At 66.8% G+C, this 22,476-nt stretch carries 21 protein-coding genes and 2 pseudogenes; 6 read left to right on the forward strand and 17 right to left on the reverse strand.

From position 1 onward, the window contains the following. A pseudogene (locus RT551_RS18450) lies at window positions 1–237 on the forward strand (hypothetical protein); the annotation flags it as partial. 89 nt (window positions 238–326) lie between these two features. Here RT551_RS18450 and RT551_RS18455 read toward each other — a convergent pair. Next, window positions 327–1,955 (reverse strand): acyl-CoA dehydrogenase family protein, encoded by a 1,629-nt coding sequence (locus tag RT551_RS18455; RefSeq protein WP_313461203.1) that lies wholly within the window; start codon window positions 1,953–1,955, stop codon window positions 327–329. Between the two features lie 138 nt (window positions 1,956–2,093). On the opposite strand from RT551_RS18455, the gene RT551_RS18460 reads away from it, so the two are divergent. From RT551_RS18460 to pdeM, 4 genes are read left to right on the forward strand one after another with little or no spacing between them, the layout of a single operon-like run. Further along, window positions 2,094–3,101 (forward strand): ligase-associated DNA damage response exonuclease, encoded by a 1,008-nt coding sequence (locus RT551_RS18460; RefSeq protein ID WP_313461205.1) that lies wholly within the window; start codon window positions 2,094–2,096, stop codon window positions 3,099–3,101. Then, window positions 3,098–4,702, forward strand: coding sequence for an ATP-dependent DNA ligase (locus tag RT551_RS18465; RefSeq protein WP_313461206.1), 1,605 nt, complete (start codon window positions 3,098–3,100; stop codon window positions 4,700–4,702). The genes RT551_RS18460 and RT551_RS18465 overlap by 4 nt, the downstream gene beginning before the upstream one ends. Then, window positions 4,699–7,185: a ligase-associated DNA damage response DEXH box helicase gene (locus tag RT551_RS18470; protein WP_313461208.1), complete on the forward strand. Its 2,487-nt coding sequence runs from the start codon at window positions 4,699–4,701 to the stop codon at window positions 7,183–7,185. The genes RT551_RS18465 and RT551_RS18470 overlap by 4 nt, the downstream gene beginning before the upstream one ends. After that, complete coding sequence (gene pdeM / locus RT551_RS18475; protein WP_313461209.1) at window positions 7,175–7,831, forward strand: ligase-associated DNA damage response endonuclease PdeM; 657 nt, start codon at window positions 7,175–7,177, stop codon at window positions 7,829–7,831. The genes RT551_RS18470 and pdeM overlap by 11 nt, the downstream gene beginning before the upstream one ends. A gap of 36 nt (window positions 7,832–7,867) precedes the next feature. On the opposite strand, the gene RT551_RS18480 is transcribed toward pdeM, so the two are convergent. From RT551_RS18480 to rlmD, 8 genes are all read right to left on the reverse strand, one after another. Further along, the gene (locus RT551_RS18480; protein ID WP_313461211.1) at window positions 7,868–8,125 is read right to left on the reverse strand and encodes a hypothetical protein; all 258 of its coding nucleotides are present in this window, start codon (window positions 8,123–8,125) and stop codon (window positions 7,868–7,870) included. A 128-nt stretch (window positions 8,126–8,253) separates the two neighbouring features. Beyond that, entirely contained in the window at window positions 8,254–9,486 is a 1,233-nt protein-coding gene (locus RT551_RS18485) for an NAD(P)/FAD-dependent oxidoreductase (protein ID WP_313461213.1), read from the reverse strand. Between the two features lie 60 nt (window positions 9,487–9,546). After that, a complete protein-coding gene (locus tag RT551_RS18490; protein WP_003488188.1) occupies window positions 9,547–9,753 on the reverse strand; it encodes a cold-shock protein in 207 nt (68 codons plus the stop codon). 88 nt (window positions 9,754–9,841) lie between these two features. Continuing rightward, the gene (locus RT551_RS18495) at window positions 9,842–10,588 is read right to left on the reverse strand and encodes an S-methyl-5'-thioinosine phosphorylase (RefSeq protein ID WP_313461215.1); all 747 of its coding nucleotides are present in this window, start codon (window positions 10,586–10,588) and stop codon (window positions 9,842–9,844) included. After that, on the reverse strand, window positions 10,588–11,142 hold the full coding sequence (locus tag RT551_RS18500) for a hypoxanthine-guanine phosphoribosyltransferase (RefSeq protein ID WP_313461216.1): 555 nt from the start codon (window positions 11,140–11,142) through the stop codon (window positions 10,588–10,590). The genes RT551_RS18495 and RT551_RS18500 overlap by 1 nt, the downstream gene beginning before the upstream one ends. Further along, entirely contained in the window at window positions 11,142–12,149 is a 1,008-nt protein-coding gene (gene nagZ / locus RT551_RS18505; RefSeq protein ID WP_313461218.1) for a beta-N-acetylhexosaminidase, read from the reverse strand. Before nagZ ends, RT551_RS18500 begins: the two co-directional genes overlap by 1 nt. An 88-nt stretch (window positions 12,150–12,237) precedes the next feature. Continuing rightward, the gene (locus RT551_RS18510) at window positions 12,238–12,738 is read right to left on the reverse strand and encodes a CYTH domain-containing protein (protein WP_313461219.1); all 501 of its coding nucleotides are present in this window, start codon (window positions 12,736–12,738) and stop codon (window positions 12,238–12,240) included. After that, on the reverse strand, window positions 12,738–14,072 hold the full coding sequence (rlmD, locus tag RT551_RS18515; RefSeq protein WP_313461221.1) for a 23S rRNA (uracil(1939)-C(5))-methyltransferase RlmD: 1,335 nt from the start codon (window positions 14,070–14,072) through the stop codon (window positions 12,738–12,740). Before rlmD ends, RT551_RS18510 begins: the two co-directional genes overlap by 1 nt. 136 nt (window positions 14,073–14,208) lie before the next feature. Between rlmD and RT551_RS18520 the strand changes: the two genes are divergently transcribed. Beyond that, window positions 14,209–14,931 (forward strand): response regulator, encoded by a 723-nt coding sequence (locus RT551_RS18520; RefSeq protein WP_313461223.1) that lies wholly within the window; start codon window positions 14,209–14,211, stop codon window positions 14,929–14,931. 154 nt (window positions 14,932–15,085) lie between these two features. On the opposite strand, the gene recO is transcribed toward RT551_RS18520, so the two are convergent. From recO to RT551_RS18560, 8 genes and pseudogenes are all read right to left on the reverse strand, one after another. Further along, window positions 15,086–15,808, reverse strand: a complete 723-nt coding sequence (gene recO, locus RT551_RS18525; RefSeq protein WP_313461224.1) for a DNA repair protein RecO — start codon at window positions 15,806–15,808, stop codon at window positions 15,086–15,088. A gap of 50 nt (window positions 15,809–15,858) precedes the next feature. Continuing rightward, complete coding sequence (gene era, locus RT551_RS18530) at window positions 15,859–16,755, reverse strand: GTPase Era (RefSeq protein ID WP_313461226.1); 897 nt, start codon at window positions 16,753–16,755, stop codon at window positions 15,859–15,861. Further along, window positions 16,752–17,432, reverse strand: a complete 681-nt coding sequence (gene rnc / locus RT551_RS18535) for a ribonuclease III (RefSeq protein WP_313461228.1) — start codon at window positions 17,430–17,432, stop codon at window positions 16,752–16,754. The genes era and rnc overlap by 4 nt, the downstream gene beginning before the upstream one ends. Beyond that, complete coding sequence (locus RT551_RS18540; protein WP_313461230.1) at window positions 17,422–17,805, reverse strand: DUF4845 domain-containing protein; 384 nt, start codon at window positions 17,803–17,805, stop codon at window positions 17,422–17,424. Before RT551_RS18540 ends, rnc begins: the two co-directional genes overlap by 11 nt. A gap of 32 nt (window positions 17,806–17,837) precedes the next feature. Continuing rightward, entirely contained in the window at window positions 17,838–18,632 is a 795-nt protein-coding gene (gene lepB / locus RT551_RS18545; RefSeq protein WP_313461232.1) for a signal peptidase I, read from the reverse strand. Between the two features lie 42 nt (window positions 18,633–18,674). Further along, window positions 18,675–20,465, reverse strand: coding sequence for a translation elongation factor 4 (gene lepA / locus RT551_RS18550; RefSeq protein ID WP_313461236.1), 1,791 nt, complete (start codon window positions 20,463–20,465; stop codon window positions 18,675–18,677). A 169-nt stretch (window positions 20,466–20,634) separates the two neighbouring features. After that, the gene (locus RT551_RS18555; protein ID WP_313461234.1) at window positions 20,635–22,152 is read right to left on the reverse strand and encodes a DegQ family serine endoprotease; all 1,518 of its coding nucleotides are present in this window, start codon (window positions 22,150–22,152) and stop codon (window positions 20,635–20,637) included. Between the two features lie 65 nt (window positions 22,153–22,217). Continuing rightward, window positions 22,218–22,476, reverse strand: a pseudogene (locus tag RT551_RS18560) (anti-sigma factor); the annotation flags it as partial.

Consider the following 22,476-nt stretch of genomic DNA (forward strand, 5'->3'; position numbering starts at 1 on the left):
CGCAACGCCGCGGACGAAGCCGCCGCTGCGTCGGAGCAGGCCGCCGCTGATGTGCAGCCTGCGCTCGACCGTGCTGCCGCCGCCACCTCCCAGGCGGCGGTAGAAGCCAAGGACGCGGCCAAGGATGCCGCCGCCCACGCCAGCGATGCCACCGCCACCGCAGCGCAGAAGGTGGCCGACAAGGCCCGCGACGTGGCCGACGACGCCCAGAAGAACGCCGACGAAGCCAAGCGCTGATCCCCAACGACCGTAGAGCCACGCCCTGCGTGGCTTTGCGGTCCGCAGCCACGCAGGGCGTGGCTCTACGACGTGATGTCACCCATGATTCAGGGCAATGCCCGCTGCATGATCGCGGCGTAGTCGATGTCCGCAGGCAACGTCCCGAACGCCACGCCGTGCTCGCCGCCCAGGCGCGAACGCACGAACGCCGATGCCACCGGGCTTTGTGCGCGCAGCAGTACCGCAGCCTGCAGTTGCAGCGCCAATCGCTCGCATATCACCCGCGCCTGGTTTTCGGCGGGCACCTGCACCAGCTGCGCACGCAACCACTGCAGCGAGGTGTCATAGCGGGCGTCGCGGCCCTGCGCGCTGTCCAGCTCATCTTCCACTGCGGCCAGCGCCTGCGGCTCCCGCCCCAGTGCACGCAGCACGTCCAGGCACTGGATGTTGCCACTGCCCTCCCAGATCGAGTTGAGCGGCGCCTGCCGATACAGGCGCGGCAGCATGGATTCCTCCACATAGCCGGCACCGCCCAGGCACTCCTGCGCTTCATTGACGAACACCGCCGCACGCTTGCACACCCAGTACTTGCCGACAGCGGTGGCGATGCGCGCGAACGCGGCCTGCTGCGGGTCGTGCGCGGCCTGGTCGACCGCGCGTGCCACGCGCAGGGCGAAACTGGTGGCCGCTTCCGATTCCACGGCCAGATCGGCAAGCACGTTGGCCATCAGCGGGTGGTCACACAGGCGCTGACCAAAGGTGTGCCGGTGGCGGGCGTGGTGCAGCGCCTGTGCCAACGCCATGCGCATTTCTGCAGCCGCCCCCAGCATGCAGTCCAGCCGGGTCATCATCACCATGCCGATGATGGTGGCAACCCCACGCCCCTCCTCGCCGACCCGCTGCGCCCATGCACCGCAGAACTCAACCTCACTGGAGGCGTTGGCCCAGTCGCCCAGCTTGTCCTTCAGGCGCATCAGCCGGAATGCATTGCGGTTCCCATCCGGCAGGCGCCGGGGCATCAGAAAACAGGTCAACCCGCCGGTCGCCTGCGCCAGCACCAGGAACCCATCGGACATCGGCGCGGAAAAGAACCACTTGTGCCCGACCAGTGCATAGCTGCCGTCGGACTGCAGTTCGGCACGGGTATCGTTGCTGCGCACGTCCGAGCCGCCCTGCTTCTCGGTCATGCCCATACCCAGGGTGATGCCGGCCTTGTCGGCAATCGGCACGTCGCGCGGATCGTAATGCGGTGCCGCCGCCTTGGCTGCCCATTCGGCCAGCGCGGGATACTGCCGCAGCACCGCCACCGCGGCATGCGTCATGGTCAGCGGACAGCTGGTACCGGCCTCGGCCTGATGATGCAGATAGCTCAGTGCCGCGCGCGCGACATGAGCGCCGGGCCTGGCGTCGTGCCAGGACAGGCCGGCCACGCCATGGCGCTTGGCCGCCTCCATCAACTGATGGTACGCCGGGTGAAACTCGACCACGTCGATGCGGTGGCCTTGTGCGTCGTGGGTGCGCAGTCGCGGCCGGTCGCGGTTGGCATCGAAGCCCAGGCGGTACAGGCAGTCGCCGGCCATGCCGGCGTACTGCTGCAGCTGCGCGGCGAAGGCCGCACCGCCTTCGCGTTGCACCGCATCGGACAATGCCACATCGTCGGCCCACAGGTTTCGACCACCGAAGGGCGGCGGCTGGTTGTCGACGTGATGCGTGTCGAATACGGACGGTTCGGACATGAGTACACGGCCTCCTGGCGGTTGCCTCCGATTCTGCCGGATTGCACGGGTACCGGCTGTTCAGCCGCGCACACTTCATGATGCGCACGTGGATGCCGGTTCTCATCTTGTGCACGGCAACACCGTCACAGTGCGAACATGCCTGCAACCCGCGAACTCGACGACCTGGTGGTACTGCGTCCGGAAGGTCTGTACTGCCCTGCCGGCGACTTCCACATCGATCCGTGGCGACCGGTGGCGCGCGCGGTCATTACCCATGGCCACGGTGACCACGCACGCAGCGGCATGGGTTTCTATCACTGCAGCCACGAAAGCGTGTCGATCCTGCGTTGGCGGCTCGGCGAGGTGCCACTGCAGGCGCACGCCTATGGTGAATCGTTCACCCTCGGCCGCGTGCAGGTCTCGCTGCATCCGGCGGGCCATGTGCTGGGCTCGGCGCAGGTGCGGATCGACGACGGCACCCAGGTATGGGTCGCATCCGGCGACTACAAGCGGCAACCCGACCCCACCTGCGCGCCGTTTGAAGTGGTGCGCTGCGACACCTTCATCACCGAAGCGACGTTCGCGCTGCCGATCTACCGCTGGCAGGACACCGGTGCGGTCGCCGCTGACATCGTCGCCTGGCGGCAGGAATGCGCGCAGCGCGGCGAAGCCGCCATATTGCTCTGCTATGCCTTGGGCAAGGCCCAGCGCGTGCTGGCCGAACTGCATCCTCTGGACGACCAACCGGCGTGGCTGCATGGTGCCATTGCCAATGGCGTGGCGGTGTATCGCCAGGCCGGCGTGCGCATGCTGGACACGGACACGGTGGCCGAACAGGGGCGCACACCGGATGCAGCCGGCCGGTTGATTCTCGCCCCGCCCTCGGCCGCCGGCACCCCTTGGCTGCGCCGCTTCGGTCGCCATCAGCTGGGGTTTGCGTCGGGCTGGATGCAGCTGCGTGGCAATCGCCGTCGACGCAACGTGGATCGTGGCTTTGTGGTCTCCGACCATGCCGACTGGCCGGCCCTGCTGCAGACCATTGAACAGACCGGCGCGCAGCGGGTCATCGCCACGCATGGCAATACCGATGCGCTGGTGCCATTCCTGCGCGAACGTGGCGTGGCCGCAGAAACCTTCCGCACGGATTTCGGGAACGAGGAATGAAGGCGTTTGCGGCACTGTACCAACGGCTGGACCGCAGCACCTCCACCTTGGACAAGCGTGCTGCACTGGTCGATTATTTCCGCACGGCGCGTCCACATGACGCAGCGTGGGCGTTGTACCTGCTGAGCGGCGGCAAGGTCGGTGGCGCACGGCGTCGGATCGCCTCGAGCACCGAACTGCGGGCCTGGATCAGCGAGGCATCCGGATTGCCGCCATGGCTGGTCAACGACAGCTACGACCAGGTCGGTGATCTGGCCGAAACCCTGACCCTGTTGCTGGACGACCCCACCCGACCGGCGGCTGATCGTCCGCTGGCCGAGTGGATCGAGCAGCACCTGCTCAGCGTGGCCAACCAGTCAGAAGACGTGCGGCGCGCGGCGGTCATGACAGGCTGGCAGCAACTGCCCGCAGGCGAACGCTTCGTCTTCAACAAACTGCTCACCGGCGCGCTGCGCGTCGGCGTGTCGCAGCGACTCGTGCAGCAGGCCTTGGCCGAGCTTTCGGGGCTGGATATCGCGCGGATTGCCCAGCGCATGCTCGGTGACTGGGTGCCTTCGCCCGGTCTGCTGTCCACGTTGCTGTCAGCGGAAGAACTGCCGCAGGATCGCCAGCAACCCTACCCGTTCTTCCTCGCCTCACCGCTGGAAGCCTCGCCTGACAGCCTGGGCCCGGTGCAGGACTGGGTGCTGGAGTGGAAGTGGGATGGCATCCGCCTGCAACTGCTCAAGCGCCAGGGCGAGGTCGCACTGTGGTCGCGCGGAGAGGAACGCCTGGATGGGCGCTTTCCCGAGATCGAACAGGCCGCTGCGGCCCTGCCCGATGGCACGGTGATCGATGGCGAACTGCTGGGCTGGAGCGAGTCAGAAGCCCAACCGCTGCCCTTCACCGCGCTGCAGACCCGCATCCAGCGCCGCAAGCCCGGTCCAAAGACGTTACGCGATACGCCCGTGCGGGTGCTCGCCTACGATCTGCTGGAACTCAACGGACAGGACCTGCGCGCGCAGCCGCTGCAACAGCGACGACAACAGCTGGCGGCTGTACTGCATGCCCTTCAGGACCCACGCATCACGCTGTCGCCGGCCGTGGTTGCCAACAGTTGGGAGCATGCCGCCGCGCAGCGTGCCGAGGCCCGCGAGCGCGGCGTTGAGGGCTTGATGATCAAGCGGGAAAACTCCTCCTACCAAAGCGGTCGCCGGCGCGGCGACTGGTGGAAGTGGAAGGTCGAACCGCTGACCATCGATGCCGTGCTGATCTACGCGCAGGCCGGCCACGGACGGCGCAGCACGCTGTATACGGACTACACCTTTGCGGTGTGGGACGGCGACGGCCTGGTGCCGGTGGCCAAGGCCTACTCGGGACTGGACGACAAGGAGATCCTGGCGCTGGACCGCTGGATCCGCGCGCATACGCTGGAGCGGTTCGGACCAGTGCGCAGCGTGCCCGGCGAGCAGGTCTTCGAACTGGGGTTCGAGGCGGTCAATCGCAGCAGCCGGCACAAGTCCGGTATTGCCGTGCGCTTTCCGCGCATCCTGCGTTGGCGACAGGACAAGCCGGCGCGCGAAGCGGACACCCTGGCCCAGCTGCAGGCGCTCGCGCGGTGACACGCCGTGAGGCAATGGCGCGCCTGCGTGCCTGGTTCGAACGGCGCGGCTGGAAGCCCTTGCCGTTCCAGCAGGCGGTGTGGCGGCATTACCTGGCCGGTGAGTCGGGATTGCTGCACACACCCACCGGAAGTGGCAAGACCCTGGCCATGTTCGGTGGGCCGGTGCTGCAGGGATTGATGGATCTCACGAACGACGCTCGTCTCACGACCAACGGTCGTGAGCTACCGCGTGGCCGCAAGCCGGTGCCGGTACTGCGGGTGCTGTGGATCACGCCATTGCGCGCGCTGGCCACCGACACCGCACGTGCGCTGCGCGAGCCGCTGGCGGAGATCGGGCTGGACTGGGAGGTGGGACTGCGCACCGGCGATGCCAGTGCGCGCGACAAGCGTCTGGCGCGGGAGGGGCGCGTCGATGTGCTGGTGACCACACCGGAGTCGCTGGCACTGCTGCTCAGCTACCCGGACACAGCAACCCGGCTGCGTGAACTGCGCTGCGTGGTGGTGGACGAGTGGCACGAACTGCTGGGCAACAAGCGCGGTGTGCTGCTGCAGTTGAACCTGCAGCGCCTGCGCGATGCGCTGCCGCGCCTGCAGGTATGGGGGCTGTCTGCCACCTTGGGCAACCTGCAACAGGCCCGCGAGGTACTGCTGCCCGACATTCCACACGCGCCGATGATTGGCGGTGCACGGCCGCGCCCGGTGACCGTGGAAACGCTGCTGCCAACACAGGGCGAACGGTTTCCGTGGGCCGGGCACCTGGGCCTGGGCCAGCTGCAGCGGGTCCAGCAGCGCCTGTTCGGCGTGCGAAGCACCCTGCTGTTCACCAACACGCGCGCGCAGGCCGAACTGTGGCACCAGGCGCTGGCGGCGGTCTGGCCGGAATCTTCCGGCACTCTCGCCCTGCACCACGGTTCACTGGACCCTGCGGTGCGACGCACCGTTGAACAGGGCCTGCGCGAGGGAACACTGCGCTGCGTGGTGGCCACCTCCAGCCTGGACCTGGGCGTGGACTTTCCCGCCGTGGACCAGGTCCTGCAGATTGGCAGCCCCAAGGGCATTGCGCGGCTGGTGCAACGCGCCGGCCGCGCCCGCCATCGTCCGGGCGAGTCGGGTCACATCGTCTGTGTGCCGTCACATGCGTTGGAAGTGGCGGAGTACGCGGCCGCGCGCCGCGCGCTGGCTGAAGGGGTGATCGAATCGCGGCGCCCGCTGCAGCTGTCGCTGGACGTGCTCGCCCAGCATTGCGTGAGCTGCGCACTCGGCGGGGGCTTCCGGGCCGACGCCTTGTTCGCGCAGGTACGCCGCACCCACGCCTTTGCTGCGCTCGACGAGGCGCACTGGCAGGGCGTGTTGGACTTCATCGTGCAGGGCGGGCAGGCGCTGGCCCAGTACCCCGACTTCCACAAGGTGGTGCGCGACGACGACGGGGTTTATCGCGTGCACGATCGACGCGTGGCGCTTCGTCATCGGCTGTCCATCGGCACCATTACCAGCGATGGCAGCGTGCAGGTACAGTTCCTGCGCGGCGGACGCCTGGGTTCGGTGGAGGAGCAGTTCATCAGCCGGCTGCGTCCTGGCGACCATTTCCAGTTCGGTGGCCGCCTGCTGGAACTGGTGCGACTGGAGCAGCTGACCGCCTACGTACGTCTGGCGCGTAGTGGCAACGGCGTGGTGCCACGCTGGCAAGGCGGCCGCCTGCCGATGTCCGACGCATTGGGCCAGGAGATGGAAGCAGTGCTGGGGGCGGCACCCACGACGGCAGAGATGCGCTGGCTGGCTCCCCTGCTGCAGTTGCAGGCGCGGCTTTCGGCGCTGCCGGGTCCCGATCGCCTGCTGGTGGAAGTGGTGCGGCGGCGCGAGGGGCAGTTCGTGTTTGTGTATCCCTTTGCAGGCCGGCAGGTCAATGAAGGCATGGCCGCACTGATGGCACTGCGCTTGACGCGCCAACAGTCCAACACCTTCGGCTTCGCTGCCACCGACCACGGTTTCGTGCTCGCCCCGGCGGTACCGGTGAGCGTGGACGCGCCGCTGCTGCGCCGTCTGCTGGAAACAGACGGGCTGCTGGAAGACCTGCATACCAGCGTCAATCTGGGCGAACTGGCGCGCCGCCAGTTCCGCGACATCGCCCGGGTGTCCGGCCTGCTGATTCCTGCGCTGCCGGGGCGGACGCCGCGCAGCCTGCGCCAGCTGCAGGCCTCGGCGGGGTTGTTGTACGACGTACTGCGCGAGCACGACCCGGGCCACATTCTGCTGGGACTGGCTGAACGCGAGGTGCTGGCGACCCAGCTCGACCTCGCCTCACTGGCGCATACGCTGCGGCGCTGCCAGGGGCGTACGCTGGACCTGCAGCAGCCGGCCACGTTGGGGCCGCTGTCGTTCCCGCTGTGGGCCGAGCGACTGCGCGGCCAGATCAGCAACGAAGACTGGAAGACCCGTGTGCGACGCGCGGCCGCGCAACTGGAGACACGTCATGGGCACTGAGGTTGAAGTGACACTGGCAGGCGAAACGATGCACCTGCTCGGCGAACGCGCCGTGTACTGGCCTGCACGCCAGGTGTTGATGATTGCCGACCTGCATCTGGGCAAAGCCGATGTGTTCCGGCGTGCCGGCATCAGCTTGCCGGTGGGAGGCACGGGCCAGGACATCGCCCGGCTCACGCAACTGGTAAGCGGACGGGCGGTCACAACCTTGTACATCCTGGGCGATGTGTTGCACGGGCCGGCGCATCGCGCCGCCTGGTACCGGCAGTGGCAGGCGTGGCGCGAGCAGCATGCGGGGCTGCGCATCGTCGCATTGGCGGGGAATCACGATCGCGTGCTGCCCAAAGCGGACCTGGGGTTGGAGCTGCTGGGAACGCAGTTGAGCGACGGGCCGTTCCTGCTGCGGCATGATCCGCAGCCACATCCCTCGCAGCATGTGCTGTGCGGTCACCTGCATCCCCTGGCACGACTGCCCGGCATGCAGCGGCGCTGGCCCGCGTTCTGGCTGCGCGAGCGATTGACCGTGCTGCCGGCGTTCTCGCAGTTCACCGCAGGCATTGCGCCGGTGCTGGCATCGGGCGAACAGCTGGTAGCGTGCGTCGAGGACGACGCCATTGCGCTTCCGGCAGGACGTGGCTCTACGTGATGTCCGATTGCCAGTGCAGCCACGCAGGGCGTGGCTCTACGCGGCCGAAGGCATCAGCAGGATTTCCGGCGCGTCCGGATTCTGCAGCACCGGGCGACTGCGGATCTCTTCCAGCATGGTCTCGGCCGCGCTGCGGATACGCCGATGATGCTCCGCCGCCGCATGCGTGATCAGGCTGGTGACATGAAACTCAAACACGTCTTCCATCACGTCGGGCTGATCTTCGTGCAGCATCTGCAGCAGACCGCGCAGTTTGCGGATTTCACTGTCGAGCACGTCAGCCGGGAACAACATGTCTCACTCCTTGGGGGATGCGGTGACGTATTTGTCCCATATTGACAGTGAGTTCACTGTCAAACCCCTTCAGAGACTTCTTCACACACGCCATGACGATCGCGCATGAAGACATTCCGCGCGCGTGTTCAGTCAGCCGATGTTGGCGACATGGCGTCAATGAAGCCAGGCGACAACGCCCACTTGCCCCACCAGCCATGCTGTGTGCCACTCAACACGCGCAGCATGTGACCGCGGCCACCCGGCAGACGGCCCATCGGCCCGAACAGCACATCACGCGCCCGTGCCACGGTGTCGCGATCAGACTGGAACAACGGCGTCAGCCAGCGGCTCCAGAACTGATAGATCGCCACGTGCGCCTTGCGCCGGGCCTGGTAGGCCAGCAGCGCGGCGTCACGGTCAGCGTGCGCGCGAAGCGCATCACGCAGCGCAACCGCGTCCAGCAGCGCCATGTTCACCCCCTGCCCCAACTGTGGGCTCATCGCATGCGCGGCGTCGCCGGCCAGTACCAGTCGCTGGTGGTGCCAGCGGTGCATCACCGCATCGCGGTAGCCAGCGCGCGCCAGCTGGGCGGCATCGGTAAGTGTGCACAGGCGCGCATGCGCCTGCGGCCACAGGGTGGCGATCTCGTCCAGCCACCGCGACAGGCCGTCCTGCTCCCATTGCGCGAACTGATTGCGCGGCAGGCTCCAGAAGAAACTGAGCCGTGGCGTGTCATCGCCGGGGCGGGTGCCAACGGGCAGCATGCCGATCATCTTGCGCGCGGCGACATAGCGCTGGCGCAGCTCATGCAGATGCGGCCATTCGTCGCAGGACAGCAGACACCACAGCGCACCCCACGGGTACTCGCGGTCCAGCTGCGTGCCCTGTACCGAAGCGCGCAGCGTGGACGCCGCGCCATCGGCCGCGATCACCAGATCGTAAGGGCCATGCCACCGCCCCTGGGCGTCGCGCAGGCGACCGCGCTCGGCGTCCACTTCCACAATGGTGGTTCCCGCCTGCAGGTTCTGCGGAAACTCCCAGGCCTGTGCCAGCAGCGAGAACAGCGCACCGCGCTGCATGCCGATGCCATGCAGGTGCGGATGCAACCCGGCGTAGCGCATGTCCATGACCGCCCGGCCACACGGCGTTTCGCCATAAAGACGGCGCACGGCGGCACCGTGCTGCAGCACCTGCGGCAGCAGGTCCATCTGCCACAGCACGTCCAGGCCACTGGGCTGCAAGAGGAAGCCTGCTCCGACCGGGCCCGGGGACGGCGCGCGTTCGAAGACGTGCACCTGGTGATGGTCGCGTGAAAGAAGGACCGAAAGCGTCTGGCCTGCGGTGCCGTAGCCGATGATGGCGATGCTGCGCTGCTGCATGGGACGTCCTGTCAAAAAAAACCCCGCCGAAGCGGGGTTCTCAACGCACGGGCGAGTGGATCACTCAACCGGCGTGATGTTCGAGGCCTGGGCACCCTTGGGGCCCTGGGTCACGTCGTACGAGACGCGCTGACCTTCCTGCAGGCTGCGGAAGCCCTTCGAATTGATGGCGGAGAAGTGCGCGAAGACGTCGGCGCTGCCGTCCTCCGGAGAAATAAAGCCAAATCCCTTGGCGTCGTTGAACCACTTGACGGTACCGTTCGGCATGGTAGTGCGAGACCTTCTTCAATGAATGGGTGGTGTACGCTCAACCAGCGCACTCGCGGAGTATGCAAAGCTTGTTACGCAATGACAATCACCCGCGTGCCAATTCGCCAATCAGTTCCGGCAATCCGGACGATGCCGCGTCCACATTGGCCAGTACTTCGGCCATGGTGATCTCTTCTCCCGTGCCGCAACCCGCCGCCCAGTTGGCCACGATCGCCAGGCACGCGTAGTCCAGCCCCAGCTCGCGCGCCAGCCCGGCTTCGGGCATGCCGGTCATGCCGACCAGGTCACAGCCGTCGCGGCGCATGCGCGCGATCTCGGCATTGGTTTCCAGCCGCGGCCCCTGGGTTGCGCCGTAGCAGCCGCCATCGTGCAGGCGCACACCGGTGACCTTCGCAGCCGCCAGCACCTTGCTGCGCAGCAGCGGGGTATAGGGATGGCCGAAGTCGACGTGCAGCACTTCGCTGCCCGGTTCCTCGCTGAGCGTGGAAATGCGGCCCCAGGTGTAGTCGATCAACTGATCCGGACAGGCCAGCACGCGTGGGCCGAAGTGTTCGGTGATGCCACCCACGGTGTTCAGGGCGAGCACGCGCTTCGCGCCAATCTGCTGCAGCGCAGCAAGATTTGCGCGGTAGTTGATCTTGTGCGGCGGCAGCGAGTGGCCTTCGCCATGACGTGCCAGAAACGCCACGCGCTGACCCAGCAGCGTGCCGACCCGGATCGGACCGGACGGCGTGCCGTAGCGGGTATCCACGGTGTGGCTGGTGACGTCATCCAGCTGGGCCAGCTTGTAGACGCCGGTGCCGCCGATGACGGCCAGTGAAATCGCTTCCATCATTCCTTCATCGCATAGATGGCCGGCACGCAACGCAGTGCCTCGTTGACGTCCATGCCAAAACCGAACACATAGCGGTCCGGCAGTTCGACGCCGGCGTAGTCGGCCTTGACGTCCGGCAGCGCGCGGTCGTGCTTCTTGACCGTCAGCGCGGCAATGCGCACGTCGGTTGCGCCCTGCTCCAGGCACCAGGTGCGCACGCCCTGCAGGGTGAAGCCTTCATCGAGAATGTCGTCGACCAGCAGCACGCGGCGGCCGAACAGCGAGGTGGCCGGCTTGTGCTTCCAGACCAGCTCGCCGCCGGTGGTTTCACCGCGGTAGCGGGTGGCATGCAGGTAATCAAACTGCACGTCCTGGCCACGCGCGCCCAGCTCCAGCGCCAGCTGGCCGGCAAAGGGCAGCGCACCGTGCATGATCGACAGGAACAACGGCACCTCGCCCTTGTAGTCGGCCGCAATGGCGTCGGCGATGGTGCCGATGGCCTTGTCGATGGTGGGGCGGTCAACCAGCAGGTCGGCCTGGGCCAGCGCCTGGGAAATGGTGAGGTTGGGCATCAGACGGTTCTTCCAAGGGTTTCAAGCAAACGGGATTGGGTGCTGCCATGACGGGCATCGGCCAGCAGGCCATCCCAGCCAAGGCCGCCGCGGCCGATCAGGCCGAGCAATGCGGCGGTATTGAGCGGACGACCCTGCACGGCCTGCAGGGCGTCGTCGACCAGTTCAGGGTGGCAGACCAGCACGACGTCGCAGCCGGCATCCAGGTGCGCATGCACGCGCGCGGTAACGCCGCCGGCCGAGAACGACGCGGCCATGCCGATGTCGTCGGAAAACACCACGCCACGGAACCCCATCTCGGTGCGCAGGATCTGCTGGATCCAGCGTGGCGAGTAGCCGGCCGGTTCAGCGGCCACCTGCGGGTAGACCACGTGCGCCATCATCACCGCGTCCGCTCCGGCGTCAATGCCGGCGGCGAAGGGCACCAGGTCCAGCGCACGCAGTTCATCCAGCGAACGCGGATCGGTGGCGTTGTCGACGTGGGTGTCTTCGAGCACGGTGCCGTGGCCCGGGAAATGCTTCAGGGTGGCGGCCATGCCGACGCTGTGCATGCCGCGCACATAGGCGCGGGTGAAGGCAGCAACCACCTGCGGGTCGGCGCTGAAGGCGCGGTCGCCGATGGCGCGGTTGCCGCGGCCGAGGTCGACCACCGGGGCAAAGCTCAGGTCCACACCGCTGGCGCGCACTTCGCTGGCCATCAGCCAGGCATGCTGCTCGGCCAGCGCCAGCGCAGCCTCCGGGTCCTGTGCGTACAACGCATCGAATCCGTGCAGGGGGGGCAGCGCCGAGTAGCCTTCGCGGAAGCGCTGCACGCGGCCCCCTTCCTGGTCCACGCAGATCAGCAGCGGACGCGGCGCAGCAGCGCGCAGGGAAGCCGACAGTTCAGCCACCTGCTGGCGCGAGGCGAAGTTGCGCTTGAACAGGATGACGCCTGCCACGGCGTCGTGCTGCAGCCAATCGCGTTCCTGGGCAGTGAGTTCGGTCCCGGCAACGCCGATCACGAGCATGGATGGTTCTCCGAAACGGGGCACCGTGATGGCGCACTGCGCCAATTGTCGCAGAAGCGGCGTCAGGGCGGGAATGCGCTGTCTGAACTCACTTTTCCGCGTCAGACCACTGGCTGTAAGGCCGCGCTGCCAGGGCCAGGTTGTAATACCTGACCTCGTCGGTGACCTCTTCCCCGACCCATTCAGGTAGTTCGATGGCCTGGTCGGCGTGCTCCAGCTCCACCTCGGCCACCACCAGCCCGGCGTTATCGCCCAGGAACTCGTCCACTTCCCACAGCAGGCCGCCATGGCGGACCAGATGGCGGCGCTTGTCGATCAGCCCGCCCACGCAGAGCGCCAGCAGCGCGCGCGCCTCGTCGACCGGAATCGGGTAGTCGAACTCCTGCCGGGTGTGGCCGATCTCGCGCGACTTGAGGTTGAGGAACGCCTGTTCGCCCTGGATGCGGACCCGCACCGATGCCTTCTGAGCCCCGCTGTCGAGCGAGGCGATGTCGTTGAGATAGCCTTGGGCCATGGGGACGACCTCATGCGCCTGATCGCGCCAGGCGTCGGAGGTCACGCGGTACTTGCGTTCGATTTCCAAGGGCATCAGCGGCGCTCGAAGACGGCGATGCTTTCAACATGCGCCGTGTGCGGGAACATGTCCATGGCCCCGGCGCTGACCAGGGTAAAGCCCTGTTCGTTGACCAGGTAGCCGGCGTCGCGGGCCAGCGAGCCCGGGTGGCAGCTGACGTACACGATGCGCTTGAACTGCTTCAGCGGAAGCTGCTGCAGCACTTCGATCGCGCCCGAACGCGGCGGGTCGAGCAGCAGCTTGTCGAAGCCCTGCCGCATCCAGCCGGCCTGGCGCTGGTCCTGGGTCAGGTCGGCGGCGAAGAACTGCGCGTTGGGCAGGCCATTGCGCTCGGCATTCTCCTTCGCCCGCGCCACCAGCCCGGCCTCGCCTTCCACGCCGACCACCTCGCGCACGGTGCGCGCCAGCGGCAGGGTGAAGTTGCCCAGTCCGCAGAACAGGTCCAGTACGCGCTCGTCCGGACCGGCATCGAGCAGGTCCAGCGCCAGCTGGATCATCTTCACGTTGAGCTTGGCATTCACCTGGATGAAGTCCAGCGGGCGGAACGCCAGCTCGACATTCCACGGTTCCAGTTTGAACGACAGCGGCACTTCGGCCGGCCACAGCGGGTGCACCGACTCCACCCCGCCCGGCTGCAGCGAAATGGCGAACCCATGTTCCTGGCCGAACGCGATCCAGGCGGCACGATCGCGGTCGCTGAGCGGCTGCATGTGGCGGATGGTCAGCATCACCGCCTGGTCGCCGGCGATGAACTCGATCTGCGGGATGTCACGCTTGCCATCCAGGGTCTCGATGAACGCCGACAGCGCCGACACCTTGGTCCCCACCTCCGGAATCACGGTCAGGCACTGGCTGAGGTCGGCGACGAAGCGCGGGTCCTGTTCGCGGAACCCCACCAGGGTCTTGTCTTTCTTCTCTACCCGTCGCACCGAGAAGCGCCCCTTGCGACGGTAGCCCCAGCTGTCGCCGACCAGCGGCGGCAACACCGTGCCGGGTGCGACATGGCCGATGCGGGTCAGGTTGTCCATCAGCACCCGCTGCTTGGCCACGATCTGCTGCGACTCTTCCAGGTGCTGCAGCACGCAGCCGGCGCACACGCCGAAATGCGGGCAGCGCGGCTCAACCCGCTGTGGCGAAGGCTGCAGCACCTCCACGGTGCGCGCCTCGTCGAAATGACGATTCCGGGCGGTCGGTTCGGCGCGGACGACTTCGCCGGGCAGCGCGCCGGTGATGAAGGTGACCTTGCCACCCTCCCCTTCACGGCGGGCCACGCCACGGCCGTCGTGGCTCAGGTCTAGGATGTCGGTCTGGAACGGGGTACGGTCAAGGCGGGAGCGGGATCGGGCCACGTGGCAACAGGCTGCGGGCAAAAGGGTGCGTATTGTCGCAGATACCGCATCCGGGTTTGGCCGCTTGGCGCGTAGACAGCTTGCACACCGCGACATCATGTTTAATATGGCCCCAGCTGACATGGAGGCAGCCGTTATGCAGATGACCCCCCGGGAGCCCCTCCCCCGCTTGCTGCTCGTCGAGGACGACACCATCAGCCGTGGCTTTTTCAAGGCCGCGCTGGAAGCCCTTCCTGCTGAAGTGGACACCGCTGACTCACTTGCCAGCGCCATGGATCGCGGCTGTGCGGCCCGTCACGACCTGTGGCTGATCGACGTGAACCTGCCCGACGGCAATGGCAGCGAGCTTCTGCAGCAATTGCGCCGCAGCCGTCCGGACACCCCTGCGCTGGCGCATACCGCCGATGCGGATACCAGCATCCATGCACGGCTGCGCGATGCGGGCTTCCGCGAAACGCTGGTGAAGCCACTCACGGGCGAACAGCTGCTGCAGGCGGTGCGCCGCGCACTGGCGAACAGTTCCGGGGTAAATGCGACATCAGTAGCGGATCCCGAAGGCGAACGCGAGGACTGGGATGAGATCACCGCGCTGGCCGCGCTGAACGGGCAGCGCCATCATCTGATCGCGCTACGTGAATTGTTCCTGGCCGAGCTGCCTGGCGTTCGTGACGCCGTGGCCCAGGCGGTGCAGCAGCATGACGAGCCGGCGCTGCGCGGGCAATTGCACCGGCTCCAGGCCAGCTGTGGATTTGTGGGCGCGGCGCGGTTGGCGCGGGCGGTACGGCAGCTGCGCCAGGCACCAGAATCCGTAGGGGCACAGACGCAGTTCCGGGCGGCGGTGGAATCGTTGTTGCATTGAGTCCGCGTTGGACACGCATGGCGTGTCCCTACAGATCGCCCGACCAACCAAACCCAGGCGACCCCCAACCCGCGCGACCAAGGATCGTAGTGACACGCCATGCGTGTCAAAGCCATGATCCTGTGCACGGACATACGCCCTGCGCGCTCGCGGATCACCGCCGACGGGCAAGATCTTCAAGCATTTCCCACGACTTCAATCCCCGCCCACCCAGGTGGTGCAGCAGCACCGTGCGCATCGGCCGGCGCAGGCTGGCCAGATCTTCGCTGCCTGGCGCGTCATCGGCCGCCAGCGCCAGCAACGCACTGCCCGTGGCGGTCCCGCGCCGCGCATCAACGCCGCGCTCGCTGAGCAGGCGGCGCGGGCCCTCAAGCGGGTCAAGCTCATAACGAGCAGCGGGATCGATCGGCTCGCCATCACTGCCATGGGCCAGGTCAAAGCCAAACCCCAGCGCCTCCAGCAGATCGCGCTCGAACCGTCGCAGGGTCCACGCCAGTGGTTCGGCCTGCGCAAGCCGCTGCCGAACCGCGCCATAAGCGTCATACAACTCCGGCACCGGATCCTGGCGTGGAGCCAGCCGCAGCAGCAGCTCGTTGACGTAAAACCCGGCCAACATCGCGTCACCGGTCAAGCGCGGCGCTGCATCCAGCGCCTCGGCCTGGCGCAGCTGGGCCAGCTCGCCGCGCTGTACGGCGCTGAGCCGGATCCATTGCAGCGGCTGCAGGGCCGCGCGCAGCGCCTGGCTGCGCGGGCTGCTGACGCCCCGCGCCAGCACGCCCAACCGCCCATGCTGCTCGGTCAGCACTTCCACCAGCAGGCTGGTTTCGCGCCAGGCCCGGGCGTGCAGGACGAAAGCCGGTTCGTCGTCGATATGCATCGCTCAGCCGCGGTCGCAGAGGCACGCCGCCGTCGGCGGCGTGCAGGGGATCATTCGTAGCCGAATGCCTTCAGCGCGGCTTCGTCGTCAGACCAGCCTTCGCGCACGCGCACCCAGGTTTCCAGGAACACCTTGGCCCCGAACAGCCGCTCCATCTGCAGGCGGGACTTGGCTCCGATTTCCTTCAGGCGGGCTCCGCCCTTGCCGATCACGATGGCCTTCTGGCCCTCGCGCTCGACCCAGATGACTGCGCCGATGCGCAGCAGATTGCCGTCTTCGGCAAACCGCTCGATTTCCACCGTGGTCGCGTACGGCAGTTCCTCACCCAGCTGGCGCATGAGCTGCTCGCGCACCAGTTCGCCGGCCAGGAAGCGCTGGCTGCGGTCAGTGATTTCGTCTTCGCCGAACATCGGCGGAGCTTCGGGCAGCAGTTTGAGCAGGTCACGCACCAGCGCTTCCAGCCCATTGCGCTTCTGCGCCGAGATCGGGTGGACAGCGGCGAACGTACGGCCCTCGGTGATCTGCTGCAGGAACGGCAGCAGCGCGCCCTTGTCCTTCAGCCGGTCCACCTTGTTGACCACCAGCACCACCGGAATGCCGGCATCGCTGAGCACGTTGAACGCCAGGGTGTCTTCTTCATCCCAACGACCGGCCTCGATGACCAGCATGCCCGCGTCCACGCCCTCGAGCGAGCCACGCGCGGCGCGGTTCATCACCCGGTTCATGGCGCGCTTCTGCACCTTGTGCAGCCCGGGCGTATCGACCAGCACGATCTGGCCTTCCGGATAACTGGCGATGCCGAGCAACCGATGACGGGTGGTCTGCGGCCGGTTGGAGACAATGCTGATCTTGGCCCCGACCAAGGCGTTGGTCAGCGTGGACTTGCCGACGTTGGGGCGGCCGATGACGGCAACGCTGCCGCAATGATGGGTGGATGCTTCGCTCACTTGGAATCCAGTTGCTCGAGGGCGGCAGCAGCCGCCTGTTGTTCGGCCAGTCGTCGCGAGGCCCCTTCGCCTTCGGTACTGACAGCGGGTTCGGTTACGCCACAGCGTACCCGGAAGGTCTTGGCGTGGTCGTCACCCGACTCTGACACCAGTTCGTACTGCGGCAGGGCCTTCTGCCGGGCCTGCAGCCACTCCTGCAGGCGGGTCTTGGGGTCCTTCTCCGGCCGGCCGGTCGCCGGCAGCGCCTCCATGGAGGCGGTGAACCACGGCAACACCACCGCCTGGCAGGCGGCAAAGCCGGCATCCAGGTAGATGGCGGCCACCACGGCCTCCAGGGCGTCGGCCAGGATCGAGTCGCGACGATGGCCGCCGGACTTCATTTCCCCAGGCCCGAGGGTCAGGCGGTCGCCCAGCTCCAGGCTGCGCGCAATCACCGCCAGGGCTCCCTCGCGCACCAGTTCGGCACGGGCACGGGTCAGTGCGCCCTCGTCGGCCTTGGGCCAGCGCTGGTACAACGCCTGTGCCACCATCATGTTGACGATGCTGTCGCCGAGAAACTCCAGCCGCTCGTTGTTCGGCGTGCCGGCGCTGCGATGCGTCAGGGCCTGCTGCAGCAGGCCCGGATCGTTGAAAGCGTGACCGATACGGTCACCACGTTGGAAGGTGTTATTGGGCACCGCTGCGTGTCAGTTCCTGTTGGGTGTCGAACTTGCCGACGACATCGAGATTGCCGACCAGAGGCTGGCGCACTTCGTAGTTGACCTTCATGTTCCAGCCACCATTGACGCGCTGCATCTTCACGTTGGCCGGCTTCACGTTTTCGGAGTAGTTGATGTACAGGCGACGGAAGAACATCTCCTGCACCTTGCCAGGCTCCATGCCTGCCACGCCCGGCTCATTGGCCACGCCCTTCAGCGCAGACTTGACCGCGTAGTACTCCTGGTACATCGGGAACAGCTTCATCGCGACATACAGGCCGAAGCCCACCACGACGGCCACCGCCAGGAACGAGGTCAGGGTCATGCCACGCTGCGTTTTCATCGTCTTCATTGCGTTCTCCCCAGATACGCGTAGGTAATGAATCAGTTGATCCCGGTGCCGATCCGCGACGGTTCGAAACCGTCCTTGCAGAACCAGCCCGAGCAGTTCAGCCAGATCAGGAATGCCTTGCCGCGGAGGTTTTCCTCCGGCAGCAGGCCCCAGAAGCGGCCGTCGTCGCTGTTGTCACGGTTGTCGCCCATCACCAGATACTTGCCCGGCGGCACGGTCCATTGGCCTTCACCCCGGGGGTAATCCGTTTCCAGCACGGTATGGGTACGGCCCGGCAGCTGCTCCACCAGCAGCGTGGCCCCTTCGGCCTGCCCACGGTGGCCAGCATACAACCCCTTGTTCTCGTACTTCACCGGCTCGCCGTTCAGGACCAGCGAATCGCCCTGGAACACGACCTCGTCACCCGGCACGCCGATCACGCGCTTGATGAAGTTCTCGCCCTTGTTCGGGTCGGTGTCGGAATGGCCCGGGAAGTGGAACACCACCACGTCGCCGCGCTCCGGCTCGCCCACCGGCACCACCTTGGCGTTGTTCAGCGGCAGGCGCAGGCCATAGGCGAACTTGTTGACCAGGATGAAATCGCCGATCAGCAGATTGGGCATCATCGAGCTGGACGGAATCTTGTACGGCTCGGCAATGAAGCTGCGCACCACCAGCACGATGGCCAGCACCGGGAAGAAGGCCCGCGAGTAGTCCACCAGCACCGGTTCGGAATCCAGCAGGCCGGCACGCGCGGCACGGCGCTTGGCGAAGTGCAGCTTGTCGGCCAGCAGGATCAGGCCGGACGACAGGGTCAGCACGACCAGAAGGATTTCAAACAGTTTCATGCGGTGTCCTTGGGAACGGGTACGGCGGCGCGGAGTGCGGGCTTACTTGTCCATCTGCAGCACGGCAAGGAAGGCTTCCTGCGGAATCTCCACCCGGCCCACCTGCTTCATGCGCTTCTTGCCTTCCTTCTGCTTCTCCAGCAGCTTCTTCTTGCGCGAAACGTCGCCACCATAGCACTTGGCCAACACGTTCTTGCGCATCGCCTTGACCGTGGTGCGGGCGATGATCTGCGAGCCGACCGCGGCCTGGATGGCCACGTCGAACATCTGCCGGGGAATAAGATCCTTCATCTTCTCGCACAGCTCGCGGCCGCGACGGTCGGCATGGCTGCGGTGCACGATCAGCGACAGGGCATCGACCTTGTCACCATTGATCAGCACGTCCACCCGCACGAACGGGCCGGCATCGAAACGCACGAAGTGGTAGTCCAGCGAGGCGTAGCCGCGGCTGACGGATTTGAGCTTGTCGAAGAAGTCCAGCACCACTTCGGCCATCGGCAGCTCGTAGCTGATCTGCACCTGGCTGCCCAGGTAGTTGATGCCGATCTGGCTGCCGCGCTTTTCCTCGCACAGCTTGATGATGTTGCCGATGTACTCCTCGGGGGTGAGCACGTTGGCGCGGATGATCGGTTCGCGGATTTCCTCGACCATGTTCACCGGCGGCAGCTTGGCCGGGTTGTCCATGTTGACGATGGAACCGTCGGTCTTGAGCACTTCATAGACCACGGTGGGCGCGGTGCTGATCAGGTCCAGGTTGTATTCGCGTTCCAGGCGCTCCTGCACGATTTCCATGTGCAGCATGCCGAGGAAGCCGCAGCGGAAGCCAAAGCCCATGGCTTCAGAGCTTTCCGGCTCGAAGCGCAGCGCGGCGTCGTTCAGGCGCAGCTTGTCCAGCGCCTCGCGCAGGTCCGGGTAGTCTTCCGCATCGACCGGGAACAGGCCGGCGAACACGCGCGGCTGCATTTCCTGGAAGCCCGGCAGCGGCTTCGGAGCCGGGTCGCCGGCCAGGGTCAGGGTGTCGCCGACCGGCGCGCCGTGCACGTCCTTGATGCTGGCCGTCACCCAGCCCACCTCACCGGCGCGCAGGGCCGGCAGGACCTTGCGCTTGGGAGTGAACACGCCGACGTTGTCGACCTGGTGGTTGCGGCCGGTGGACATCACCTGCAGCTTGTCGCCGGGCTTGATCTCGCCCTGCATCACACGCACCAGCGAGACCACGCCCAGGTAGTTGTCGAACCAGGAATCGATGATCAGTGCCTGCAGCTTCTCGGTATCACGCGGCTGCGGCGGCGGAATGCGGTGCACGATGGCTTCCAGCACGTCCTGCACGTTCAGGCCGGTCTTGGCGCTGACCGGCACCGCGTCGCTGGCGTCGATGCCGATCACGGCTTCGATCTCGCCCTTGGCACGGTCGATGTCGGCGGTGGGCAGGTCGATCTTGTTGATCACCGGCACCACTTCCAGGCCCTGCTCTACCGCGGTGTAGCAGTTGGCAACCGACTGCGCTTCCACGCCCTGGGCCGCATCGACCACCAGCAGCGCGCCTTCACAGGCCGCCAGCGAGCGGCTGACTTCATAGGAGAAGTCGACGTGCCCGGGGGTGTCGATGAAGTTCAGGTGATAGGTCTGCCCATCCTTGGCCACATACGGCAGCGACACCGACTGGGCCTTGATGGTGATGCCACGCTCACGCTCGATCGGATTGGAGTCGAGCACCTGCGCCTCCATCTCGCGGGCCTGGAGGCCGCCACAGAGCTGGATGATGCGGTCGGCCAGCGTGGACTTGCCGTGGTCGACGTGGGCGATGATGGAGAAATTGCGGATGTTCCGCATCGAATCAGAGGACATAGGTGGCGGCGGCGCGGCGCGTCGTCAGGATAACGGTGCATTATCGCATGAGCGGCCCGGTCCGGCGCGTCCCCGGTCGCCGAACGCCCTTTCCAGGTGCCGGGCATGACCGGGCCCGCCGAAGCGGGCCCGGGAAACAACGCTGTACCAATGGTTACGGGGCGATCTTGATCGGCACGAAGGACGTTCTCTGGTCCAGGCGGATCAGCAGCATCACCACATCGCCCTTGCCGTAACCGGCCAGGGCCTTGTTCAGGGCGGCCGCACTGCCGACCGGGGTGCGCCCGACCTGCAGGATGACCATGCCCGGGCGAAGTCCGGCCTCGCGGGCGGACTGGCCGGTGACCTTGGTGATACTCACGCCTTCGCCGGCGTCGAGCTGATTGCTCTTGCGTTGAGCTGCGGTCAGGTCAATGACCTCCAGCCCCAGCAGGGCATTGGCCCCGGCCTGCGGCTTGGCGGCTTCGGCCCCCGTGGCGGCTTCGCCACGGGCGGCGTCTTCGGCCAGCTCGGTCAGGGTGGCGGTCAGCTCGCGCTCCTTGCCGTCGCGCAGCACCACCAGCCGGACCTTGCTGCCCGGCGGCAGCGCGCCGATCAGCGGCGGCAGGTCGCTGAACGTGTTCACGGCGGTGCCGTTCACCGAGCGGATCACGTCACCCACTTCCAGGCCGGCCTTGGCGGCGGCGCTGCCGGGCACCAGTTCATTGACCAGCGCGCCGCGGCTGTCGGGCAGCTTGAAGCCCTGCGCCACGTCGCCGGTGATCGCACCGACAATCGCGCCCAGCTGGCCGCGACTGACCCGGCCGGTCTTCTTGATCTGCTCGACCGCGCCCATCGCCAGGTCGATCGGGATGGCGAAGCTGATGCCCATGTAGCCGCCAGAAGCGGAGAAGATCTGCGAGTTGATGCCGACCACTTCACCGCGGGTATTGAGCAGCGGACCGCCCGAGTTGCCCTGGTTGATCGCCACGTCGGTCTGGATGAACGGCACATAGCGCTGGTCCTGACCACCGGTGCTGCGACCCACGGCGCTGACCACACCCGCAGTGACCGAGTTGTCCAGGCCGAACGGCGAGCCGATCGCCACCACCCACTGGCCCGGCTTCAGCGTATTGGAATCGCCCACGCGCACGGTCGGCAGGTTCTTGCCCTCGATCTTCAGCAGAGCCACGTCGTACTGCTGGTCGCTGCCGATCACCTTGGCGGTGAACTCGCGGCGGTCGCCCAGCTTGACCTTCACTTCGCCGGCGTCGGCAACCACGTGGTGATTGGTCAGCACATACCCGTCGGGCGAGATGATGAAGCCCGAGCCCATGCCGCGGCCGCGGATGCTGGGGCCTTCATCGCCGCCGCCCGGGCCCTGCCCTGGCATCGGGAAGTCCGGACCAAAGAAGCGGCGGAAGAATTCCGGCATTTCCTCGTCGCTGGGGCCGGCCCCGCGCGCCTGACGGTTGCTGCGCACGATGGTGGTTTCAATGTTGACGACGCCCGGGCCCACCTGTTCAACCAGGTTGGTGAAATCCGGCAGCCCGGTCACCAACGGCGCGGCGGGCGCGCGCGGTGCCGGCGCGGCAGCGGTAGCCGCCGGCGGCTGCGGGGCCTGGGCACAGGCGATCAGGGGAAGGGTCATGGCCAGCAGGGCCATGGCCTGCGTGCGGGTACGGGCGCTCATCAGACGCGAACCTCCGAGTCAGGAATCAATAGCTGGGGAAGGGAACAGGGGAAACGCAGGACGGGTCAGTCCTGCGTACGCGGCAGCGGGACCGGCTCGGCCTCCTGCAGACGCGGCTCGAACGGGTAGAACGCGGCCTGCGGCTGCGGGCTGGAGAAGCTGGCATTGAGCGCGCCTTCAGCGCCCAGCGTGGAACGCGGCCACGGCTTGGCCTGCAGCCCGCTGACGTTGCCGAAGGGCAGCTCGCGCGCCGCGCTGGAAGGAACGGTCGGAGCGAGTGGAGCCTGGCTGGCCACGGCACGCTGCGGCTCTGCCGTGCGCGCG

Origin of the sequence: Stenotrophomonas sp., assembly GCF_032103445.1 — a bacterium.
Lineage (GTDB): Bacteria > Pseudomonadota > Gammaproteobacteria > Xanthomonadales > Xanthomonadaceae > Stenotrophomonas.